Source organism: Gelidibacter sp. (assembly GCF_035515035.1).
In the GTDB taxonomy this organism is placed as follows: domain Bacteria; phylum Bacteroidota; class Bacteroidia; order Flavobacteriales; family Flavobacteriaceae; genus Gelidibacter.
The window spans coordinates 1-19,636 of the sequence record NZ_DATJCA010000169.1; the positions used below are offsets into that span (position 1 = coordinate 1).

Below are 19,636 nucleotides of genomic sequence, written 5' to 3' on the forward strand. Positions count from 1 at the left end.
GTTTAATGACTCCACAATTTTTTCGTGTTGCCCCAACAATAGCGTGGTAAGAAAGTTCCGATATAAAGGATAGAAATCACAGAACCTTATAAAAAGAAAGAACCGAGGTCCCTCAACCTCGGTTCTCCTAATTTGCGTTTAATATATTGCGTAGATTTAGGGTCACTAAGTCAACAACATATGCAAATATTAATTAATTAATCCATTGAACTAAAACCTAAATTTCAGTACACTTCAAATGTAAAACTATTATTCAAATTATCAGTTAAAATACATAATAAATCGATGAAAAGCGTCAAATTTTAACATTTGCCGACCAAAAGCTGCATTTCAACGACAAAAAACAGTGATGTTTTATTGAAATTTACATCCCAGGAGGATCAATTTTTTTGAGATATAAACGTTAATTATTAAAATTAACTTGCGAGACGTATCTTCGTAACGTAAGAAATAAATTTATGAGAACCTTAATTCTTCTTTTTAGCCTAATTACTGCATTGTCTTTTGGTCAAGAACTAGGCTATTCTGAAACACAGATTAGCGTTTCAAAATGGATTGATGGCAGTTTGATGGTTCCTAATACTGGATCTGATCAACTTGCCATTATTATTGGTGGCTCTGGTCCTACGGATAGAGATGGCAATCAGAACTTTTTAAAAACCAACAATCTCAAGAAATTGGCACAAGAACTTGCCCTAAATGGGATTGCTACTTTTAGATATGACAAACGGATCGTAAAACAGATCAAAATGAATTCTGTGGATCCCAACATTAAATTTGATGATTTCGTTTCAGATGCCATTGATGTGGTCAATTATTTTAAAACAAAACAGAAATTTAAAAACATCTATATCATTGGTCATAGTCAAGGGAGTTTGATAGGTATGCTGGCCGCGCAACAAAATGTCAACGGCCTTATTTCTCTGGCGGGTGCAGGCCAATCCATTGATGCCGTTGTTATCGAACAGGTCCAAAAAACCGCACCTATGTTTACTGATGAGACTAAACGGGTTTTTGACATTCTAAGATCTGGAAATACAACCACCGATTATCCACCGGCGCTTGCCTCTATCTTTGACAGCAGCGTACAGGAATTTATGATGAGTTGGATGAAACATGATCCCGCGGTAATCATTAAGAAATTAGACCTTCCCATTTTAATTATTAATGGTACGAAAGACCTCCAAGTTAGTGTTAAAGAAGCAGAGGCACTACATCAAGCCTCAGTAAAATCAGAATTAAAACTTATTGAGAACATGAACCATGTTTTATTTATAATCCATGGAGACGATCAGGAAAATGCCAAATCCTATAACAATCCCAACGGAAAGGTTTCAGAAGAATTAATAAAAGATATTGTGGCTTTTATAAACAAGTAAGCGCCAAGGATTGCCATAAAAAAAGCATCCCGAAATCGAGATGCTTTTTTACTAACTAACCAACCAAATCATAATATTAACGTCTCTAAAGGTTAACTACTCCTTGTTTGTAATGTAGAGCATAATTATTACAACATACTCTATCACTTTCCAAATTCCGTGCCAAAAACATTATATGGGTTAAAAATCCTAGAATTGTCCTCTTGATTCTTCTATGATAACATTTTCTATGGTGGTCGCATCAACTACATCCCTTTCAAAGATCATCTATATAAGAACTCAAAAACAAGATTGGTGATGTAGGATATAGGATCGCGCGGATTTTTATAATACCAACTACCCTACAAGATAACTAGCAGTGCTCTTTCTAAAAGCAACCATAAAATTCCACTTTTTTTAAAACTTAAATTGTGGTATTTTGCGGTTCAAACTCACTAACCATGTCGCATTTTTATAAATTTTTCTTGTTTTTAGGAATAGTTATTCTCACTTCGGTTTCATCAAACGCTCAAACTTTGACCTTTGATAAAGCTAATGACAACTATTCTGAAAATTTTGATGTCTCAGTAAACATCGATTCTATAAGCTTTAATAGGTTTCAGATCAAACTCTCTACCAGCAATCCTGCACTCATTATCAATCAGGTCATCTTAAATAAGAAATTCTCAAAAGGAAGCTTAAAATTTGCCTCAAGTGGCTCCACCTATACTATTGATTATTCAACTGAAGCCCCAATTACGATTACAAAAAAGGAGAAAATATTCGATTTAAAATTGAATACGACCAATCGTTTTTCTGATGAAAACTTAATTGTTATCAAGGAAAACAATTTTTATAACCAAGCAAATCTTCTGTCTGTCACAGGACATGTTAAGCCTTCAACAGTCAATCAATTCGTGCTTTTTAAGAATGACGCCATCGTTTTTGGACTTTTAATGCTCTCACTTGGTTTTGTTTTTTATACTGAATCGAAAAAAGAAGGTTTCTGGCCAAAGTTTTATAAGTACATTCCAGGACTTTTAATGTGTTATATGATTCCGGCAATTTTCAACTCCTTAGGATTGATTTCTGCTGATGTTTCAGAGACTTATTATATTGCGAGTCGCTATCTCCTACCGGCTTCATTGGTTCTATTGACCATCAGCATCGATTTAAAAGCGGTTTTCAACTTAGGATGGAAAGCTTTGGTCATGTTTTTTACCGGAACTATCGGAATTATAATCGGCGGTCCAATTGCAATCTTGATCATCTCGACATTTTCTCCTGAAACCGTAGGAGGTGCCGGTTTTGACGCGGTCTGGAGAGGCTTGGCCACTTTAGCGGGGAGTTGGATTGGCGGAGGCGCCAATCAAGCAGCAATGTTGGAGATTTATGGTTTTAACCAAGAGTTATACGGAGGTATGGTTTTGGTTGATATCGTAGTGGCCAATATTTGGATGGCTGTACTTCTATTGGGGATTGGCAAGCGAGAAAAGATAGACAAATGGCTAAAAGCTGACAATACCGCAATTAACGCCCTACAGGAGAAAGTCCAAACGTTCAGTGAAAAAACAATCCGTATTCCGTCATTGACCGATTTTATCATGATCCTGTCATTTGCCTTTGTCGCCGTAGGAATTGCACATTATGGCGCAGACGTCATTTCAACCTACCTCTCCAATAATTTTGTTGCGGTGAGCGACCCTAGAAGTGCCTTATCATCTTTTGGGAGCCAATTCTTTTGGTTGATTTCAATTGCAACTTTAATTGGTCTCTTATTATCCTTTACAAAAGCTAAGAATTATGAAGGTGCTGGCGCCAGTAAAATAGGGAGTGTGTTTATTTACATCTTGGTGGCGACTATTGGGATGAAAATGGATTTGGGCAAAATTTTTGAAAATCCAGGACTTATTTTAATCGGTTTGGTGTGGATGGCTATTCACGCTGCATTCCTTATCCTTATTGCGAAACTTATTAAAGCCCCATACTTCTTCTTAGCCGTTGGAAGTCAAGCAAACGTTGGTGGCGCGGCTTCAGCTCCAGTTGTCGCAGCAGCCTTCCATCCATCATTAGCAACGGTTGGTGCGCTGTTGGCTGTCTTTGGTTATGTCGTAGGAACCTATGGTGCGCTTTTATGTGCTGAGCTCATGAGAATAGTTTCTGTAGGTTAGCTTTTATAGGAATTTTATAAGATATTTGCCGACTTTTCGAGTTCAGGGTTTAGAGTTTAGAGTTTAGAGTTTTAAAAATAGAAAGTTAAATACGAAAAAAGAATAAATGAAAAGATTAGCGTTTATCATCACCTTACTTATTGTATCGTCCTGCGCAAAGGACAAGTCAAATTTCACACTTAAGGGTACCATTAAAGATTTAAAAAAAGGAACAGTATATCTTCAAAAGATTGAAGATAGCACCCTTGTGTCTATTGACTCTCTTAATATAATTGGGGAATCACCATTTGAGCTTCGCACCTATTTGGATGCACCAGAAGTTCTCTTTTTGAAACTTGATAAAAATGGTGAAGACAGTGGCATTATCCCTTTTTTCGCCGCCGAAGGAATTACAGAAATCAACACCACATTGAAAAACTTCTTTATGGATGCAAAAATCAAAGGCTCCGTTCAACAACAAAAATTAGAAGAATATAAATCGGTAATGGACAAGTTTAAGGATAAAAACCTTGATCTTATCAAAAATAACTTAGAAGCAAGAAGAAGCCAGGATTCTCTTGAAATAGATTCTAGTTTAAAGGAATACAACAATTTGATTATCAGAAAATATTTGTACACCATTAATTTTGCTATCAACAACAAAGAAAGTGAAATTGCGCCTTATTTGGCAGTGACAGAAATCCCTGATGCCAATCTTAAATATTTGGACACCATCAATAAGGTATTGCCTCCAGAAATTAAAGCCTCCAAATATGGAAAGGAATTGCAACACTTGATTGATGAGCGAAAAAAAGAATAGTTTTTCGCTTTTAATATCTATCGTTATATCTATCGTTAATCAACCATAAAATTGAAATACTTAACATAGATATCCGTTACTTTGTAAAAGAGATACAGAAGAATGGACGTTAATAAGGCAAAACTCATCAAATGGGCTAAGAGAACAGGCTACGGTTTAGGCATTCTCTTAGCTCTTTTTATTTTCTTTTATGCGAGTATTTATTTTGGTCTCTGGGGGAAAATACCGGATTCAAAAGAATTGGCACGTCTAAAACAAAGTCAAGCCACCCAAGTATTGGATGCTAACCATGATTTGATTGGTAAAATTTATGTCTACGATAGGCAGTCCATCAAATACTCTGATTTCCCTCAACATCTAATTGACGCTTTAATTGCTACGGAGGATGTACGGTTTTATGAACATAATGGTATAGACAACAAGAGTTTACTACGTGTGTTCTTCAAAAGCATATTACTGTCCAATGATTCATCGGGCGGAGGGAGTACGATTACCTTACAATTGGCTAAAAATCTCTTTGGAAGAAAAAACTATGGTGCCTTTGGGATTTTGATCAATAAAATCAAGGAAAGTATCGTCGCAAAACGGATTGAAAATCTTTATTCCAAAGAAGAGATCCTCACACTATATCTTAACACGGTGCCGTTTCCGGATAACACTTACGGCATTGAAAGTGCTTCAGAAAAATTTTTCAATTCCCATACCAAAGATCTGACCCTAGTACAGTCGGCAGCATTGGTTGGATCTCTTAAGGCAAACACGAGTTATAATCCGCGACGTTATCCCGAGAAATCAAAAGCTAGAAAAAACGTGGTCATCCAGCAAATGGAAAAATACGGCTATCTCTCTGCTTCTGAAGCCACCAAAGCCAAAACCGATAGCATTGCCATAGACTATCAAAATTATGCGCCCAATGAAGGTTTAGCCCCTTACTTTAGAGCACAGATTAAAAAACAATTGGACAGTTTACTCAAACAGGAAAAATACTTCAAACCTGATGGTGAGATGTATAATATTTATCATGATGGTTTAAAAATCTACACCACCCTAGATAATACCATGCAGCGTTATGCCGAAGCAGCGATGAAAGAACACATGAGCGATTTGCAACAACAATTTGAAAAAGCCTATGGACAGAATGCGCCTTGGTTAAAGGGAAAACATGCCTTTGATGCTGCAAAGAAACGCTTACCAGTGTACAAAAAACTCAAATCGCAAGGTTTAGATGAAAAAGCCATTGAAGATTCGCTAAAACAAAAACATCAAACCGATCTCTTTTCTTGGGATGAAACCACCGTAAAATCCATGTCTACATTAGACAGTTTGGAATACTATTCAAAATTTCTCAACGTTGGCCTAGTGTCTCTGGATCCTTCCAATGGTGCCATAAAAGCTTATGTGGGCGGAATAGATTATGGTTTTTTTCAGTTTGACCATATTGTGCAAAGCAAACGACAAGTAGGTTCTACATTTAAACCCATTGTTTATACCGCAGCTTTGGAAAACGGGATGGATCCGTGCACTTATTTTCCCATAAAAGCCATTACGTATACAGATGTAGATAATTGGCGCCCCACAAATGCTGGAGGTTCTGAAGATGATGACATGAATTATTCACTTCAAAATGCTTTGAGCAATTCCATAAACACCATTGCTGTAAAAGTTCTTTACGAAACTGGCATACCTCACGTTATAGGTCAAGCAAAAAACATGGGCATCAAAAGTAATATAGAGGCCGTTCCGTCCATTGCGCTGGGCTCTTCCAACCTTACGGTCTTGGAAATGGCAACAGCGTATACTACTTATGTAAATGGAAGCAAACCTTCAAATCCTGTTTTTATTACGAAAATAGAAGACAAAGACGGGAACATTATTGCCTCCTTCGAAGATCTCCATCCAGAGGAGAGCTCTCGGACCGATATGGCCTTTAGTGATGATACTAGGCAAGTGATGTTAGAATTCATGAAAGCCACAGTCAATGACGGCACTGCGGCGAGATTAAGATCAACCTATCAATTACCTAATGCCATTGCAGGAAAAACGGGAACCACGCAAGATAACAAGGACGGGTGGTTTGTTGGGATTATGCCAAAGTTAGTTACGGTAACCTGGGTTGGGAACGACAATCAACAAATAGGGTTTAGTTCTACCGGACTTGGGCAAGGCGCTAGCTCAGCACTGCCCATTTTTGCGAAATACATTCAAAAATTAAACGCTGATTCTAATTATAACACGATCACCAAAGCCTCTTTTGAAACCCCATCTGAAACGGTCTTAAATTCCTTGGACTGTGAGCCTACAAAAACTGACGGCTTTTTCAAACGACTGTTTGGCAATAATAAGGACGAACGCAAGTTTGAAAAGAAAGAAAAAAAGAAAGGTGGTGGTATTTTTGGATGGCTAAAAAAGAAAGATAAAGAGGAGGAATAATATCTTAAATATTTAATTATAAGATGTTTACATTCTGAATTTTCTAAAATATAGAAATAAAAAAACCTCTTCTTATATTATAAAAAGAGGTTTGTCTATTAATTGATTTTGTCTCCATTTTTATCGAAAAAATGGTATTCAAGATATGTGTAAGCATCTCTGGGCATCACTTTTACCCATTTTTTATGTTCTAAAAACCATTTTGATCTTAAGGAGGGAAATCCTTTGGTCAAAAAGGCTGCTATAAAAGGATGTGTGTTTAAGGTCACCTTTTTGTAGTCTTTTTTGAAAATCCGTTCCATGTCTTGAGTAATGCGTTGAACAACCTTGATAGGTGCTTCAATGTCCTCGCCACTGCCATCTGGATTTTCTTCTTTTGTTTCAATATTCCTTTCTGGGCGCACCCGTTGCCTGGTTATTTGTATCAGACCGAATTTGCTAGGAGGTAATATCTTATGCTTTGCTTTATCATCCTTCATTTCTTCACGAAGATGATTGTACAGTTTTTTCCGATTCTCTGCGTTGGACATATCAATAAAATCGACCACAATAATGCCACCCATATCGCGTAAACGCAACTGTCGGGCTATTTCTGTAGCTGAAATTAAATTGACTTCTAAAGCAGTATCCTCTTGATTTTTTTCTTTGTTGGATCGATTGCCACTGTTCACATCAATCACATGGAGCGCTTCGGTGTGTTCTATCACAATATACGCGCCCTTTGCCATAGAGACGGTACGTCCGAAGGAGGTCTTGATTTGTCTCTCAATACCATGTTTTTCAAAAATGGGCACGCCATTCTGATAATGTTTCACAATCGATTCCTTTTTTGGTGCAATTTGATGCACATAATCTTTGATTTGCATATAAAGTTCCTCATCATCCACAACAATACTTGAGAACGAATCATTAAAAATATCCCTCAAAATTGAGGACGCTTTGTTCATTTCTCCAAGTACCTTACTTGGGTGGGGGGCTTTGTGGAGTTTTCTGCACATTGCGGTCCAACGGCCCAACAAATTCTGCAAATCAGTGTCTAACTCAGCCACTTTTTTACCTTCCGCAACAGTCCGGACAATAACGCCAAAACCTTTAGGAGTAATGCTTTTGACCAATCGTTTCAAACGATCTTTTTCTTCCTTGGATTCTATCTTTTGAGAAATAGAAATTCGGTCAGAAAATGGCACCAAAACAATATACCTTCCGGCAATTGACAACTCGCTACTAAGGCGAGGTCCTTTGGTTGAAATTGGTTCTTTTACAATTTGGACCAAGATGGATTGATTTGATTTTAAAGCATCGGCAATACTGCCGTTCTTATCAATATCTTTTTCAAATTGAAAATTTTTGAGTAGAAAATCTGTGTGTTTCCCTGTGCTTACACGTTTTATGAATTTCAAAAGCGAAGGCAATTTTGGGCCTAAATCATGATAATGCAAAAACGCATCTTTCTCATAACCTACATTAACAAATGCAGCATTTAGCCCAGGAACAGCTTTCCGGATTTTGGCGATAAACACATCACCAACCGAAAACTTGTTATCCTCTTCATCTTTATGTAATTCAATAAGTTTTCCATCTTTTAATAAGGCAAAATCAACAAAGTCTGAACTCGAACGAATAATTAATTCTTTATCCATGTTGTTAATTTAAATCCGTTGCAACATACATCACAACAGATGGATTATACTAAATTTTTTGACACAGGATTCCCGATAAAATATCGGGATAATTCCGGTAAATCTATCTGGTCCACAACCAGCGGAGCAGCATAAATTTTATATCAAAGAACGTTATTGTAAAACTGAAAAAGTAGTTAAAAAACTACTTTTTCTTTTTGTGACGGTTAGCGCGTCTACGTTTTTTACGCTTATGCGTCGCTACCTTATGTCGTTTTCTTTTTTTACCACTTGGCATAAATCAAGTCTTTTTTTAGATTAATATTTCCTTTAATGTTTTACTCTACTTCAACATTCATTTTTACACTTTCTACAAATACTTTTGCAGGCTTAAATGCAGGAATGTTGTGTGCTGGTATTTTGATAGTGGTATTCTTAGAAATGTTTCTACCTGTTTTCTCAGCTCTTGTTTTGATAATAAAGCTTCCAAAACCTCTTAAATAAACGTTGTCTCCACCTTCTAAGGATGTTTTCACTTCATCCATAAACGTCTCAACCGTTGCTTGGACATCTCCTTTTTCCATTCCTAATCTCTCAGAAATCTTAGCTACTAGATCAGCTTTTGTCATTGTTATTAATTTTTAGGGTTATCTATTAATTATAAGGGATGCAAATATAGGCATTTTAATTTCAATATTTCAAGCCTAATTAATTAAAATTTAAGGTTGTAAAGGTTTATTTTTGTCAAGTTTTACAAATAAAAATGGATTTCAACAAGACATTAATCATTTGGTATTCAGAACATAAGCGAGACATGCCTTGGCGTAACACCAAAAACCCCTATTACATCTGGCTGTCAGAAATAATCTTACAACAGACCCAAATTACGCAAGGACAGCCTTATTATAATGCTTTTATCAGCAAATATCCAACAATTTTTGACCTGGCAAATGCCCAAGAAAGTGAGGTTTTAAAACTTTGGCAAGGTTTGGGTTATTATTCCAGGGCTCGAAATCTACATGCCTCGGCAAAATATGTCGCCAATGAACTCGAAGGCGTTTTTCCAAACACATATAAAGACCTTTTAAAACTGAAAGGTGTTGGTGACTATACAGCCAGTGCAATAGCCTCCATTTGTTTTAATGAGCCAACAGCAGTGGTTGATGGAAATGTCTATAGGGTATTGTCTCGTTATTTCGGAATTGACACCCCTATAAATTCCACAAAGGGTATGAAAGAGTTTAAAGCACTAGCCACAACTTTAATTGATCATCAAAACCCATCAGATTACAATCAGGCTATTATGGAGTTTGGTGCCATACAATGCAAACCAAGAAATCCTAATTGCAATACCTGTCCTTTAAATGTAAGTTGTGTAGCCCTTCAAAAAGATCGGATCCACGAACTGCCGGTTAAATTGAAAAAAACTAAAGTCAGCACAAAATATTTCAATTTCCTCGTGATGCTTTCTACCGACAAAAAAACAGTTTTTCAAAAAAGAACCCATAAAGGCATTTGGCAGAACCTTTACCAGTTCCCCCTTTTGGAAACGGATAAAAAACTCAAGATTGCCGATTTTAAAAAGCATCCTTTTATAGAGTCCTATTTGGGGAACATCCCTTTTGAATTTAGCCTTTACAATAATCAGGATATTGTGCACAAACTTTCGCATCAGCATTTACATACCAAATTTTGGATTATAGAAATCGATAAACTTCCACAAAAAAGTATCGCTATTGCAGATTTAAAACGCTATCCCACGTCTATGCTGATCAGTAATTTTATTGATGAGTTTTTTGATGGTTAAATCATGAAGAGGTCATACACAGATTTACACAGAGAAAAGTTGAGCTACGCAGAGCTCTCATAAATACACGTGATTTTCGTGTTAAAAATTAAGTTATAGTATTTCTCTTAAATCTTTATGCTCCATTAATAAAGAATGACATCAAGAAAATCGTCAATTCCACTTAATAAATTCGAACCCCAGAAATATTAACTCATATTTTTTTATTACTTTTAAGAAAATCAATGCAAATGGTTAATTTTGCAGCTAAATACTAAAACAACTATGTCAGGTACTTTAAATAAAGTCATGTTAATTGGACACTTGGGAGATGATGTAAAAATGCACTATTTCGATGATAAAAATTGCGTTGGGAGATTTCCGTTGGCCACCAACGAGACTTATACAAGCAAGCAAACCAATGAGCGTATTACCAACACCGAATGGCATAATATAGTTGTACGTAATAAAGCCGCGGAAATTTGCGAGAAATACCTGAGTAAAGGCGATAAAGTCTATATTGAAGGCCGCATTAAAACAAGAAAATGGACTGATGATAAAGGTATTGAACGCTATTCAACAGAAATACAATGTACAGATTTTACATTTTTAACCACTAAAAATGAAAGTCAGGATACTGCTTCAAACCAAGGGCAATCTGCAACAAACCCAAATCCAAACGTTGCGGATCCTAAACAAGATGATGATTTACCATTTTAAAAAATCTAACTAATTTCTTTTGTATTGGACCCTGAACCCACGCTATTACTATTCTTTCAATCTTCTGAGAACTTCGAGTTTATTATAGGTATCATTTTAATAGTTGTTCTACTAATTTGCTCTGCGCTTATTTCAGGTGCCGAAGTTGCATTTTTTTCCTTAACCCGTTCCGATATTGATAAGGGTTTGGAGGAGAAATCGACTGCATTCCAAATTATTTCACGACTATTGGAACGCCCTAAAAAGCTATTGGCCACCATTCTCGTAGCCAATAACTTCATCAATATTGCCATTGTTATTTTATTTGCGTCCATTGGAAAGTTTCTTTTTCATCAAATAACCATTACTTGGCTTCGCTTTACTTTGGAAGTGGTAGTTGTCACCTTCATGATTCTCCTTTTCGGAGAGATCTTACCTAAGATTTATGCCAATAGAAACCGAATCAAATTCGCAATATTCATGGCGCAACCCGTCCAATTTCTGGACATCTTTTTTTCTCCAATTAGTTTGCCTATGCGTTCAATTACCATTGGCATCCACAATAAACTCGGGAAACAAAAATCCAACCTTAGTGTGGACCAATTATCCCAGGCCCTAGAACTTACGGGCGAGCATGAAACCAGTATAGAAGAACACAAAATCCTACAAGGAATAGTCTCTTTCGGTAATACGGACACCAAGCAAGTGATGCGTCCGCGGATTGACATTTTTGCGTTGAATACCGAACTAAAATATTCTGAAATCATTCCAGAGATCATCAAAAACGGCTATTCAAGAATTCCCATTTATAAAGAAACCATTGATAATGTGGTAGGCATTTTATATGTTAAAGACCTCTTACCTTATATTGACCGAAAGCAATTTGATTGGACTGCATTGTTGCGCGAACCGTTTTTTGTACCGGAAAATAAAAAGCTGGATGATTTAATGGCAGAATTCCAAGAGAAGAAAGTACACTTAGCAGTGGTAGTTGATGAATATGGCGGTACTTCCGGTTTAGTATCTTTGGAAGATGTCATTGAAGAGATTGTAGGTGACATCAGTGACGAGTTTGACGATGATGATTTGACCTATAGTAAAATTGATGAGTACAACTATTCTTTTGATGGTAAAACACCGTTAAAGGATTTTTATAAAATTGTCAATCTTGAGGACGACTCCGATTTTGAAAATCATAAGGGAGAAGCAGAGACCATTGCGGGCTTTGTCTTGGAAATTTCAGGAATATTCCCAAGACGAAACAGTAAAATAAATTTTAAAAATTACGTTTTCACCATTGAAGCATTAGATAGAAAGCGAATCAAACTAGTAAAATTTACCATTTTAAAATGATGAAAACCAAACTTTTTGTTTTTGTATTGAGCGTTTTACTCTGTTTTTCCTGTGGAGATGACCCCGTTCCAAAACCAAAAGGGTTTTTACGTTTGGATTATCCCAAAGCAGAATACCAAGAAACAGATGTTGATTTGCCCTTTGTTTTTGAAAAAAACACCTTGGCGGATCGTGTCAGAAAAATTAAAATGGATTCTAAAGACCTTACTTATGGCGTCAATATCGACTATCCGACACTAAAAGGGACTATTTACTTGACCTACATCAAAGTAACGGAAGATAATCTTATTCCACTTATTAGGGATTCCCAAAACCTCACCCAAGAACACACGCAAAAAGCTGATGTTATTGAAGGCGATTTTTATGAGAACAAAGAACATCAAGTCTATGGCATGTTTTACGAAGTTGGCGGCAATGCAGCATCACAATCCCAATTTTATGTCACAGATAGCATTAATCATTTTCTAAATGGATCGCTTTATTTTTATGCGAAACCAAATTATGATTCCATTCTACCGGCGGCAGACTATTTAAAAAAAGATATTAGGCACATCATGGAAACCTTAAGATGGAAATAAACAACTTCCACTTTTGTAAATTACAATAATCATTATATTTGCTAAACTTTTCAACACAACATGAAATATAAAAGAATCCTACTCAAATTATCTGGCGAAGCCTTAATGGGAGACCGTCAATACGGAATAGATCCGCAACGACTGGCAGAATATGCCGAAGACATTAAAGCCATTACAGAAAAAGGCGTTGAAGTAGCCATTGTAATAGGTGGAGGAAACATTTTTAGAGGTGTTGCAGGGGCAAGCCATGGCATGGACCGAGTTCAGGGCGACCATATGGGAATGCTTGCCACAGTTATTAACGGTCTAGCTTTACAGAGCGCCCTGGAGGATGCTGGTATACCAACACGCCTGCAGTCTGCAGTTCATATCAATCAAGTAGCAGAGCCGTTTATAAGACGTAGAGCAATGCGTCATTTAGAAAAGGGCCGTGTGGTCATTTTTGGTGGCGGTACTGGAAATCCTTATTTTACAACCGATTCCGCAGCTGTTTTAAGAGCAATTGAAATAGAAGCCGATGTGATCTTAAAAGGTACTCGTGTAGATGGCATTTACAATACCGATCCTGAAAAAGATAGATCTGCGATAAAGTTTGACCATATCACGTTTGATGATGTGCTACGTAAAGGACTAAAAGTGATGGACACTACAGCGTTTACACTAAGTCAGGAAAATGAATTACCTATCATTGTGTTTGACATGAACAAAAGAGGAAATCTTTTAAAAGTGGTTTCCGGAGAAAAAATTGGAACAAAAGTAAATCTATAGAACAAAAAAGCCATTTGTCCGCTTTTTTGAAATGTTTTAGAAATTAAAAATTTTAATGATGAACGAAGAGATCAATTTTATATTAGACAGCACAAAAGAAGCGATGGAGAATGCCATCAAGCATCTTGAAAAACAATTCTCAAACATTAGAGCAGGTAAAGCAAGCCCAGCCATGTTGGGCAATGTCATGGTCAACTATTATGGGGCCCAAACACCATTGGCCCAAGTGGCCAACGTGAACACACCTGACGGTAGAACAATTTCTGTACAACCTTGGGAAAAAAAGATGCTCCAAGAAATTGAGAAAGGCATCCAGATTGCAAATTTAGGTTTCAACCCAATGAACAATGGTGATCTTATCATTATTAATGTGCCACCTTTAACTGAAGAGCGCCGCCGTGAATTGGCAAAACAAGCGAAGGCGGAAGCAGAAGATGCCAAAATTGGAGTGCGTAGTGCAAGGAAAGATGCCAATACAGAAATCAAAAAACTGGAAGATCTTTCTGAAGATTTTCAAAAAGGCATAGAGAACGACATACAACAATTAACAGATAAGTACGTTAAGAAGATTGATGAAGCTTTTGAAATAAAAGAAAAGGAAATCATGACCGTATAATTAAAAGCGACTAAAGTCGCTTTTTTAGCTTTATATCAATTTAATACCCGTTCATTATATGCATAAATACTGCGTTTGGATTTTTTTTATCATTTGCATATGGTCAGCGCAGTCACAAGTTCCTGAAAAAATAGGAGACACACTCAGCATCGTTGAACAGGACTCAATCAAAAAAAGTAAATTCTTCAAGCAAATTGGGAACGGCTTCTTTCCCACAAAATATATTGATATTGATTTAAGATACTTGATCAAATACAATCAGTATGAAGGGATAAGAACAGGACTTGGCGGAAAAACCAACGATAACCTTTCTGACAAATACCGAATGAATGGTTACGTAGTGTATGGATTTAAAGACCATAACTTCAAATACAGCCTTGGTGGCGGATTCAGGCTTTCCAAACGCTCTGACACATGGGTTGACCTCTCTTACACGGACGATTTGCAAGAAACAGGAAGTTCCTCCTTTTTGACCGATAAACGCTTCTTTTCGTTTTTCGAACCCCGATTATTGAACATCAGCTTATTTCATCATCATATTACCAAAACTGTTTCTCTTGAACATCAAATCACACCTTATTTGCTGTCAGAAATTGAACTGTCAAGAAGTAATGTAAACGCTACTTACGACTACACTTTTTTCGTAGATCAAACCCCTTTTAAGGAATTTCGAATGAGTATCGCAAAAGTATCCTTACAATGGAACCCATTCAATACCTTTGAGCCAGTTGGTGACATAGATGTTGAGAAAGAAGGTTTTCCCAACTTTACCCTACAGGTATCCAAAAGTTTTAAAGATGTTTTAGGTGCCGATTTTAATTTCATTAAAGCCGATTTCAGATCCATTTATATCTTGGATTTAAATACCCAGGATGAATCTTTTACTGAAGCCACTTTAACCGGGGGCCTTGCTCTAGGTAAAACGCCGTTGACACATCTTTACCATACCTACCCCAATAATCTGGATAAGGAAACCGTTTTACAGCGATTTTCGGTTGCAGGAATCAATAGTTTTGAAACTATGTATTTCAACGAGTTTTTTTCGGACAAATTCGCAACACTTCAATTAAAACATTATCTCAAACCTTTTAATATCTCTAAACGCATGCAGCCACAAATGGTTCTTATTTCACGTTTTGCATTAGGAGATATGGATCATATAGAGCGGCATCAGGAAATTGAATTTGGCACGCTCAATAAAGGCTATTATGAAGCGGGTTTTGAAGTGAATAAAATTCTTTTTGGTTTTGGATTAAGTTTTGCCTACCGTTATGGCGCTTATCATCTGCCTAAACTCGAAGATAATATTGCTCTCAAGTTTACTTTTAATATTAGTCTGTAAGTAAAAGTTTAATCTTTTGTTTTTTTACCTTTGCTGCAGCAATAAACACTATGTCCAAACTGTCTACAAAAAGATTCTGGGAGGTTGTAGCGCGATTGATCTTGCGCAACAAAATAATTATTCTCGTTCTTATCGTTTTAGCCACGCTTTTCCTGAGTACGCAATGGAAAAATATGCGCTTTACGTTTACGGAGGCCAATCTTCTGCCTGATGACCACGAAGTCAATATCGCTTACAATCAATTTTTGGAGATATTTGGTGAAGAAGGCAATCTCATTGTTCTCGGCGTCAAAGACCCTTCACTATTTACTGTAGAAAAGCTTAATGCCTGGAACCGTCTTTCAGAAAGTTTTAAGCATTATGACGAAGTTGAAACTGTTCTTTCGATAAAGGATTTACAAAAACTCGTTAAAAATACTGAAAAGGAAAAATTTGACTTGCTGCCATTTATCAAGGATTCCTTGCCCTCTTTAGCGGAAATTGACACCTTGCAACAAGAACTTTTTCAGAAGTATCCCTTTTATGACAACTTTCTTTTCAATAAAGAAACGCGTACTATAAGAACGGCCATATATCTTAACAAAGACATCGTCAACACCTCGGCAAGAAAGGACTTCATTATTGATATTCTTCAAGTAAATGTACAAGAATTTGAAACAAAATACGACTTAGATGTCAGGGTTTCAGGCATGCCATATATCAGGACGCTCAATTCACAAAACATCGTGGATGAAATTGGTTTGTTCATTGGCGCGGCGTTGTTGGTGACCTCCTTCATTTTCTTTTTATTTTTTAGATCGTTCAGGGCCACATTAATTGCGTTGGTTGTAGTCTCATTTGGGGTAATGTGGACCTTTGGTATCATTGGCCTTTTAGGTTATGAAATCACGGTATTAACCGCTTTGATTCCGCCTTTGATCATCGTGATTGGGATCCCCAATTGCATATTCTTGATCAACAAATACCAGCAAGAGGTTAAAAATCATGGTAACAAGGTCAAATCCTTACAGCGTGTCATTACTAAAATTGGAAATGCTACATTAATGACCAACGCTACAACAGCTGTAGGTTTTGCAACTTTTATCTTGACAGAAAGTGCGCTGCTAAAGGAATTTGGAGTGGTAGCATCCTTAAGTATTATTGCCATTTTTTTGCTCTCAATACTTATTATCCCTATTATTTATACGTTTTTACCTTTTCCCAAAGAACGTCATTTAGAACATCTTAACCGCCGTTGGACCAGTGGGTTTGTTAATTGGATGGAACGTATGGTCAAAGAACGCCGCATCACCATCTACATTACAGCAGTGTCTTTGTTGACCGTAAGTTTGATTGGAATTTTTCAAATTAAAATTTCTGGAAGTCTCATTGAAGACATGCCTCAAAACACTGAATTCTTCAAGGACATTCGCTTTTTTGAAAGTGAATTTAATGGCATCATGCCTTTGGAAATTATGGTGGATACCAAACGAAAGAAAGGCGTTATGAAATTGAGCACACTTAAACGCATGAATGAATTGGAAGAGCGTATGATGGAAATACCTCAGTTATCACGTCCAATTTCCGTAGTTAGTTTGGTTAAATACTCCAAACAAGCGTATTATAATGGCAATCCAAAATATTACCAGTTGCCAACCAGTCAGGAAAACAGTTTCATCTTATCTTATGCTAAAAACTCTAATACTGAAGCTGATCTTTTAAAAAGTTTTGTTGACAGCACTGGCCGATACGCACGTATAACCACTTTTATGAAAGATATTGGCACGGACAAAATGGAACGGATAGAAGAAGATCTCCAATCAGAAATCAACAAACTGTTTCCTGTAGATAACTATAACGTCATCATGACCGGAAAAGCCTTGGTGTTCCAAAAAGGCACCAATTATTTAGTCAAGAATTTAGCCATCTCCCTATCACTTGCCATTTTCTTGATTGCCTTATTTATGGCCTATTTGTTCAGATCCTTCAGAATGATTGTCATTTCATTGATTCCAAATCTTTTGCCTTTATTGATTACCGCAGGATTAATGGGCTACTTGGGTGTTCCTCTAAAACCTTCTACAATTTTAGTGTTTAGTATTGCCTTTGGTATTTCTGTGGATGACACCATTCACTTTTTGGCAAAATACCGTCAAGAATTACAAGCCAATAACTGGAAGATCAAAAAATCAGTCTACGGTGCCTTACGAGAAACTGGAGTAAGCATGTTCTATACCTCCATCGTTTTATTCTTTGGATTTTCGGTATTTACACTATCAAACTTTGGAGGTACGGTGGCATTAGGCGCCTTGGTATCGGCTACCTTGTTATTTGCAATGTTGTCCAACTTGTTGTTATTACCCTCCTTACTTTTATCCTTGGAAAGAAGTATTGCAAACAAGGAAACGATGAAGCAGCCATCCATTAATATAATACCTGAGGATGACGACACTGACGAAAATTCCAACTAAGTAAACCTCAAATTTTACCATTTGGGTTGGAATTTAGAATTTCATAGTTTGTACTTGAAACCTCATAGCCTTTTTTTATCTTTGCACTCTTAAAATTTATGAAGATGACATCAAAAACTGTTGCAGAACTCTTGAAAGCCGATTTCAAATCGGAAGACATTGACATTAAAGGTTGGGTAAGAACCTTTAGAGCCAACCGCTTTATTGCTTTAAATGATGGTTCTTCCCTCCAAAACATCCAATGTGTTGTGGACTTTGAGAACACTGACGAGAAAACCTTAAAGCGCATAACCACCGGTGCTGCAGTTCATATAAAAGGCCAATTGACCGAAAGTCAAGGCAAAGGACAATCTGTTGAAATCCAAGTGGAAAAGATTGTCATTTTAGGAGATTCTGATCCGGAGACGTTTCCTATCCAACCTAAAAAGCACTCATTTGAGTTTTTACGTGAAAACGCACACTTACGTACCAGAACCAACACATTCAGTGCCGTGATGCGTTTACGTTCTTCCCTCTCTTTTGCCATTCATAAGTATTTTAATGAACATGGTTTTTATTATATGCACACGCCAATCATTACTGGAAGTGATGCTGAAGGTGCGGGTGAAATGTTTCGTGTAAGTGCTTTGGATCCTAAAAACCCACCATTGACTGAAGATGGCGAGGTGGATTATAAACAAGATTTCTTTGGTAAGGAAACCAATTTAACAGTTTCTGGACAGTTGGAGGCTGAGGCTTATGCTATGTCATTAGGTAAAGTTTACACATTTGGTCCAACTTTTAGGGCTGAAAACTCCAATACGTCTCGCCATTTGGCAGAATTTTGGATGATTGAACCAGAGGTTGCTTTTATGGATTTGGCTGGCAATATGGATTTGGCCGAAGATTTCCTAAAATCAGTGCTGAAATATGTATTGGAGCATAACCGTGAGGATATAGAGTTTTTAGAGCAACGTTTGTTGGATGAAGAAAAAACCAAGCCACAGGCTGATCGTTCAGAATTAAACCTGATTGACAAATTGAAATTTGTGATCGAAAATAATTTCAAACGCGTCAGTTATACAGAAGCAATCGATATCCTAAAAGATTCAAAACCAAACAAAAAGAAGCAATTCAAATATCCAATTGAGGACTGGGGGACTGATCTCCAAAGTGAACACGAGCGTTTTTTAGTTGAAAAACACTTTAAATGCCCAGTAATTTTATTTGATTATCCAGCCAATATCAAAGCGTTCTATATGCGTTTGAACGAAGATGGAAAAACCGTTCGCGCCATGGATATCTTATTCCCAGGCATTGGCGAAATGGTTGGCGGTTCGCAACGTGAAGAACGTTTGGACGTTCTCAAAGAAAAAATGAGAGCCTTAAACATTGATGAAGAAGAGTTATGGTGGTATTTGGAATTACGCAAATACGGTACCGCAGTACATTCTGGTTTCGGACTGGGCTTTGAACGTTTAGTGATGTTTGTCACTGGAATGGGAAATATCCGTGATGTGATTCCTTTTCCAAGAACGCCACATAACGCAGACTTCTAAATAGTAAAAAAAACAAAGTTTTAAGCTTCAAACTCAGCAGCTATAAGGTCTGAAAACGTAAATTTTTCACAAAACAATCTGCATTCATTCCTAATGTAGATTGTTTTTTCTATTTTTAGAGTAAATCTT

General features: G+C 36.8%; 15 protein-coding genes. 13 read left to right on the top strand and 2 right to left on the bottom strand.

Annotated features, from left to right (window positions below; all coding sequences use genetic code 11):
- The first annotated feature begins 458 nt into the window (after positions 1-458).
- The 4 genes from VLZ86_RS14360 to VLZ86_RS14375 all read left to right on the top strand — a co-directional run bounded on the left by VLZ86_RS14360 (position 459) and on the right by VLZ86_RS14375 (position 6,758).
- A complete protein-coding gene (locus tag VLZ86_RS14360; protein ID WP_325452541.1) occupies positions 459-1,379 on the top strand; it encodes an alpha/beta hydrolase in 921 nt (306 codons plus the stop codon).
- 935 nt (positions 1,380-2,314) lie between these two features.
- Positions 2,315-3,529, top strand: a complete 1,215-nt coding sequence (locus tag VLZ86_RS14365) for a DUF819 domain-containing protein (RefSeq protein WP_325452648.1) — start codon at positions 2,315-2,317, stop codon at positions 3,527-3,529.
- A gap of 106 nt (positions 3,530-3,635) precedes the next feature.
- Entirely contained in the window at positions 3,636-4,328 is a 693-nt protein-coding gene (locus VLZ86_RS14370; protein WP_325452543.1) for a DUF4369 domain-containing protein, read from the top strand.
- Between the two features lie 102 nt (positions 4,329-4,430).
- Entirely contained in the window at positions 4,431-6,758 is a 2,328-nt protein-coding gene (locus VLZ86_RS14375) for a transglycosylase domain-containing protein (RefSeq protein WP_325452545.1), read from the top strand.
- Between the two features lie 98 nt (positions 6,759-6,856).
- Here VLZ86_RS14375 and VLZ86_RS14380 read toward each other — a convergent pair whose 3' ends face one another.
- Together VLZ86_RS14380 and VLZ86_RS14385 are read right to left on the bottom strand one after the other, a co-directional pair.
- Positions 6,857-8,398: a ribonuclease E/G gene (locus tag VLZ86_RS14380; protein WP_325452547.1), complete on the bottom strand. Its 1,542-nt coding sequence runs from the start codon at positions 8,396-8,398 to the stop codon at positions 6,857-6,859.
- A gap of 317 nt (positions 8,399-8,715) precedes the next feature.
- Positions 8,716-9,006 (bottom strand): HU family DNA-binding protein, encoded by a 291-nt coding sequence (locus tag VLZ86_RS14385; RefSeq protein WP_163518142.1) that lies wholly within the window; start codon positions 9,004-9,006, stop codon positions 8,716-8,718.
- A 134-nt stretch (positions 9,007-9,140) separates the two neighbouring features.
- Between VLZ86_RS14385 and mutY the strand changes: the two genes are divergently transcribed.
- From mutY to asnS, 9 genes are all read left to right on the top strand, one after another.
- Entirely contained in the window at positions 9,141-10,184 is a 1,044-nt protein-coding gene (mutY, locus tag VLZ86_RS14390) for an A/G-specific adenine glycosylase (RefSeq protein WP_325452552.1), read from the top strand.
- 264 nt (positions 10,185-10,448) lie between these two features.
- Positions 10,449-10,883 carry a single-stranded DNA-binding protein gene (locus tag VLZ86_RS14395; protein ID WP_325452554.1) on the top strand — a complete coding sequence of 145 codons (435 nt, stop codon included), beginning with the start codon at positions 10,449-10,451 and terminating at the stop codon, positions 10,881-10,883.
- Positions 10,884-10,907: 24 nt separating this feature from the next.
- On the top strand, positions 10,908-12,215 hold the full coding sequence (locus VLZ86_RS14400; protein ID WP_325452556.1) for a gliding motility-associated protein GldE: 1,308 nt from the start codon (positions 10,908-10,910) through the stop codon (positions 12,213-12,215).
- A complete protein-coding gene (gldD, locus tag VLZ86_RS14405) occupies positions 12,212-12,793 on the top strand; it encodes a gliding motility lipoprotein GldD (RefSeq protein WP_325452558.1) in 582 nt (193 codons plus the stop codon). The genes VLZ86_RS14400 and gldD overlap by 4 nt, the downstream gene beginning before the upstream one ends.
- 60 nt (positions 12,794-12,853) lie before the next feature.
- Positions 12,854-13,561: a UMP kinase gene (gene pyrH, locus VLZ86_RS14410; protein WP_325452560.1), complete on the top strand. Its 708-nt coding sequence runs from the start codon at positions 12,854-12,856 to the stop codon at positions 13,559-13,561.
- Positions 13,562-13,619: 58 nt separating this feature from the next.
- Positions 13,620-14,177 (top strand): ribosome recycling factor, encoded by a 558-nt coding sequence (frr, locus tag VLZ86_RS14415; RefSeq protein ID WP_325452650.1) that lies wholly within the window; start codon positions 13,620-13,622, stop codon positions 14,175-14,177.
- 58 nt (positions 14,178-14,235) lie between these two features.
- Complete coding sequence (locus tag VLZ86_RS14420) at positions 14,236-15,519, top strand: hypothetical protein (RefSeq protein ID WP_325452562.1); 1,284 nt, start codon at positions 14,236-14,238, stop codon at positions 15,517-15,519.
- Between the two features lie 50 nt (positions 15,520-15,569).
- Positions 15,570-17,969: an efflux RND transporter permease subunit gene (locus tag VLZ86_RS14425; RefSeq protein ID WP_325452564.1), complete on the top strand. Its 2,400-nt coding sequence runs from the start codon at positions 15,570-15,572 to the stop codon at positions 17,967-17,969.
- Between the two features lie 104 nt (positions 17,970-18,073).
- Entirely contained in the window at positions 18,074-19,507 is a 1,434-nt protein-coding gene (gene asnS, locus VLZ86_RS14430) for an asparagine--tRNA ligase (RefSeq protein WP_325452566.1), read from the top strand.
- Positions 19,508-19,636: the final 129 nt, after the last annotated feature.

Excerpts from the sequence above, each read along its gene's own strand:
- VLZ86_RS14360 (WP_325452541.1), top strand. The coding sequence starts at position 459 with ATGAGAACCTTAATTCTTCTTTTTAGCCTAATTACTGCATTGTCTTTT.
- VLZ86_RS14365 (WP_325452648.1), top strand. The coding sequence starts at position 2,315 with ATGCTCTCACTTGGTTTTGTTTTTTATACTGAATCGAAAAAAGAAGGT.
- VLZ86_RS14370 (WP_325452543.1), top strand. The coding sequence starts at position 3,636 with ATGAAAAGATTAGCGTTTATCATCACCTTACTTATTGTATCGTCCTGC.
- VLZ86_RS14375 (WP_325452545.1), top strand. The coding sequence starts at position 4,431 with ATGGACGTTAATAAGGCAAAACTCATCAAATGGGCTAAGAGAACAGGC.
- VLZ86_RS14380 (WP_325452547.1), bottom strand. The coding sequence starts at position 8,398 with ATGGATAAAGAATTAATTATTCGTTCGAGTTCAGACTTTGTTGATTTT.
- VLZ86_RS14385 (WP_163518142.1), bottom strand. The coding sequence starts at position 9,006 with ATGACAAAAGCTGATCTAGTAGCTAAGATTTCTGAGAGATTAGGAATG.
- mutY (WP_325452552.1), top strand. The coding sequence starts at position 9,141 with ATGGATTTCAACAAGACATTAATCATTTGGTATTCAGAACATAAGCGA.
- VLZ86_RS14395 (WP_325452554.1), top strand. The coding sequence starts at position 10,449 with ATGTCAGGTACTTTAAATAAAGTCATGTTAATTGGACACTTGGGAGAT.
- gldD (WP_325452558.1), top strand. The coding sequence starts at position 12,212 with ATGATGAAAACCAAACTTTTTGTTTTTGTATTGAGCGTTTTACTCTGT.
- pyrH (WP_325452560.1), top strand. The coding sequence starts at position 12,854 with ATGAAATATAAAAGAATCCTACTCAAATTATCTGGCGAAGCCTTAATG.
- frr (WP_325452650.1), top strand. The coding sequence starts at position 13,620 with ATGAACGAAGAGATCAATTTTATATTAGACAGCACAAAAGAAGCGATG.
- VLZ86_RS14420 (WP_325452562.1), top strand. The coding sequence starts at position 14,236 with ATGCATAAATACTGCGTTTGGATTTTTTTTATCATTTGCATATGGTCA.
- VLZ86_RS14425 (WP_325452564.1), top strand. The coding sequence starts at position 15,570 with ATGTCCAAACTGTCTACAAAAAGATTCTGGGAGGTTGTAGCGCGATTG.
- asnS (WP_325452566.1), top strand. The coding sequence starts at position 18,074 with ATGACATCAAAAACTGTTGCAGAACTCTTGAAAGCCGATTTCAAATCG.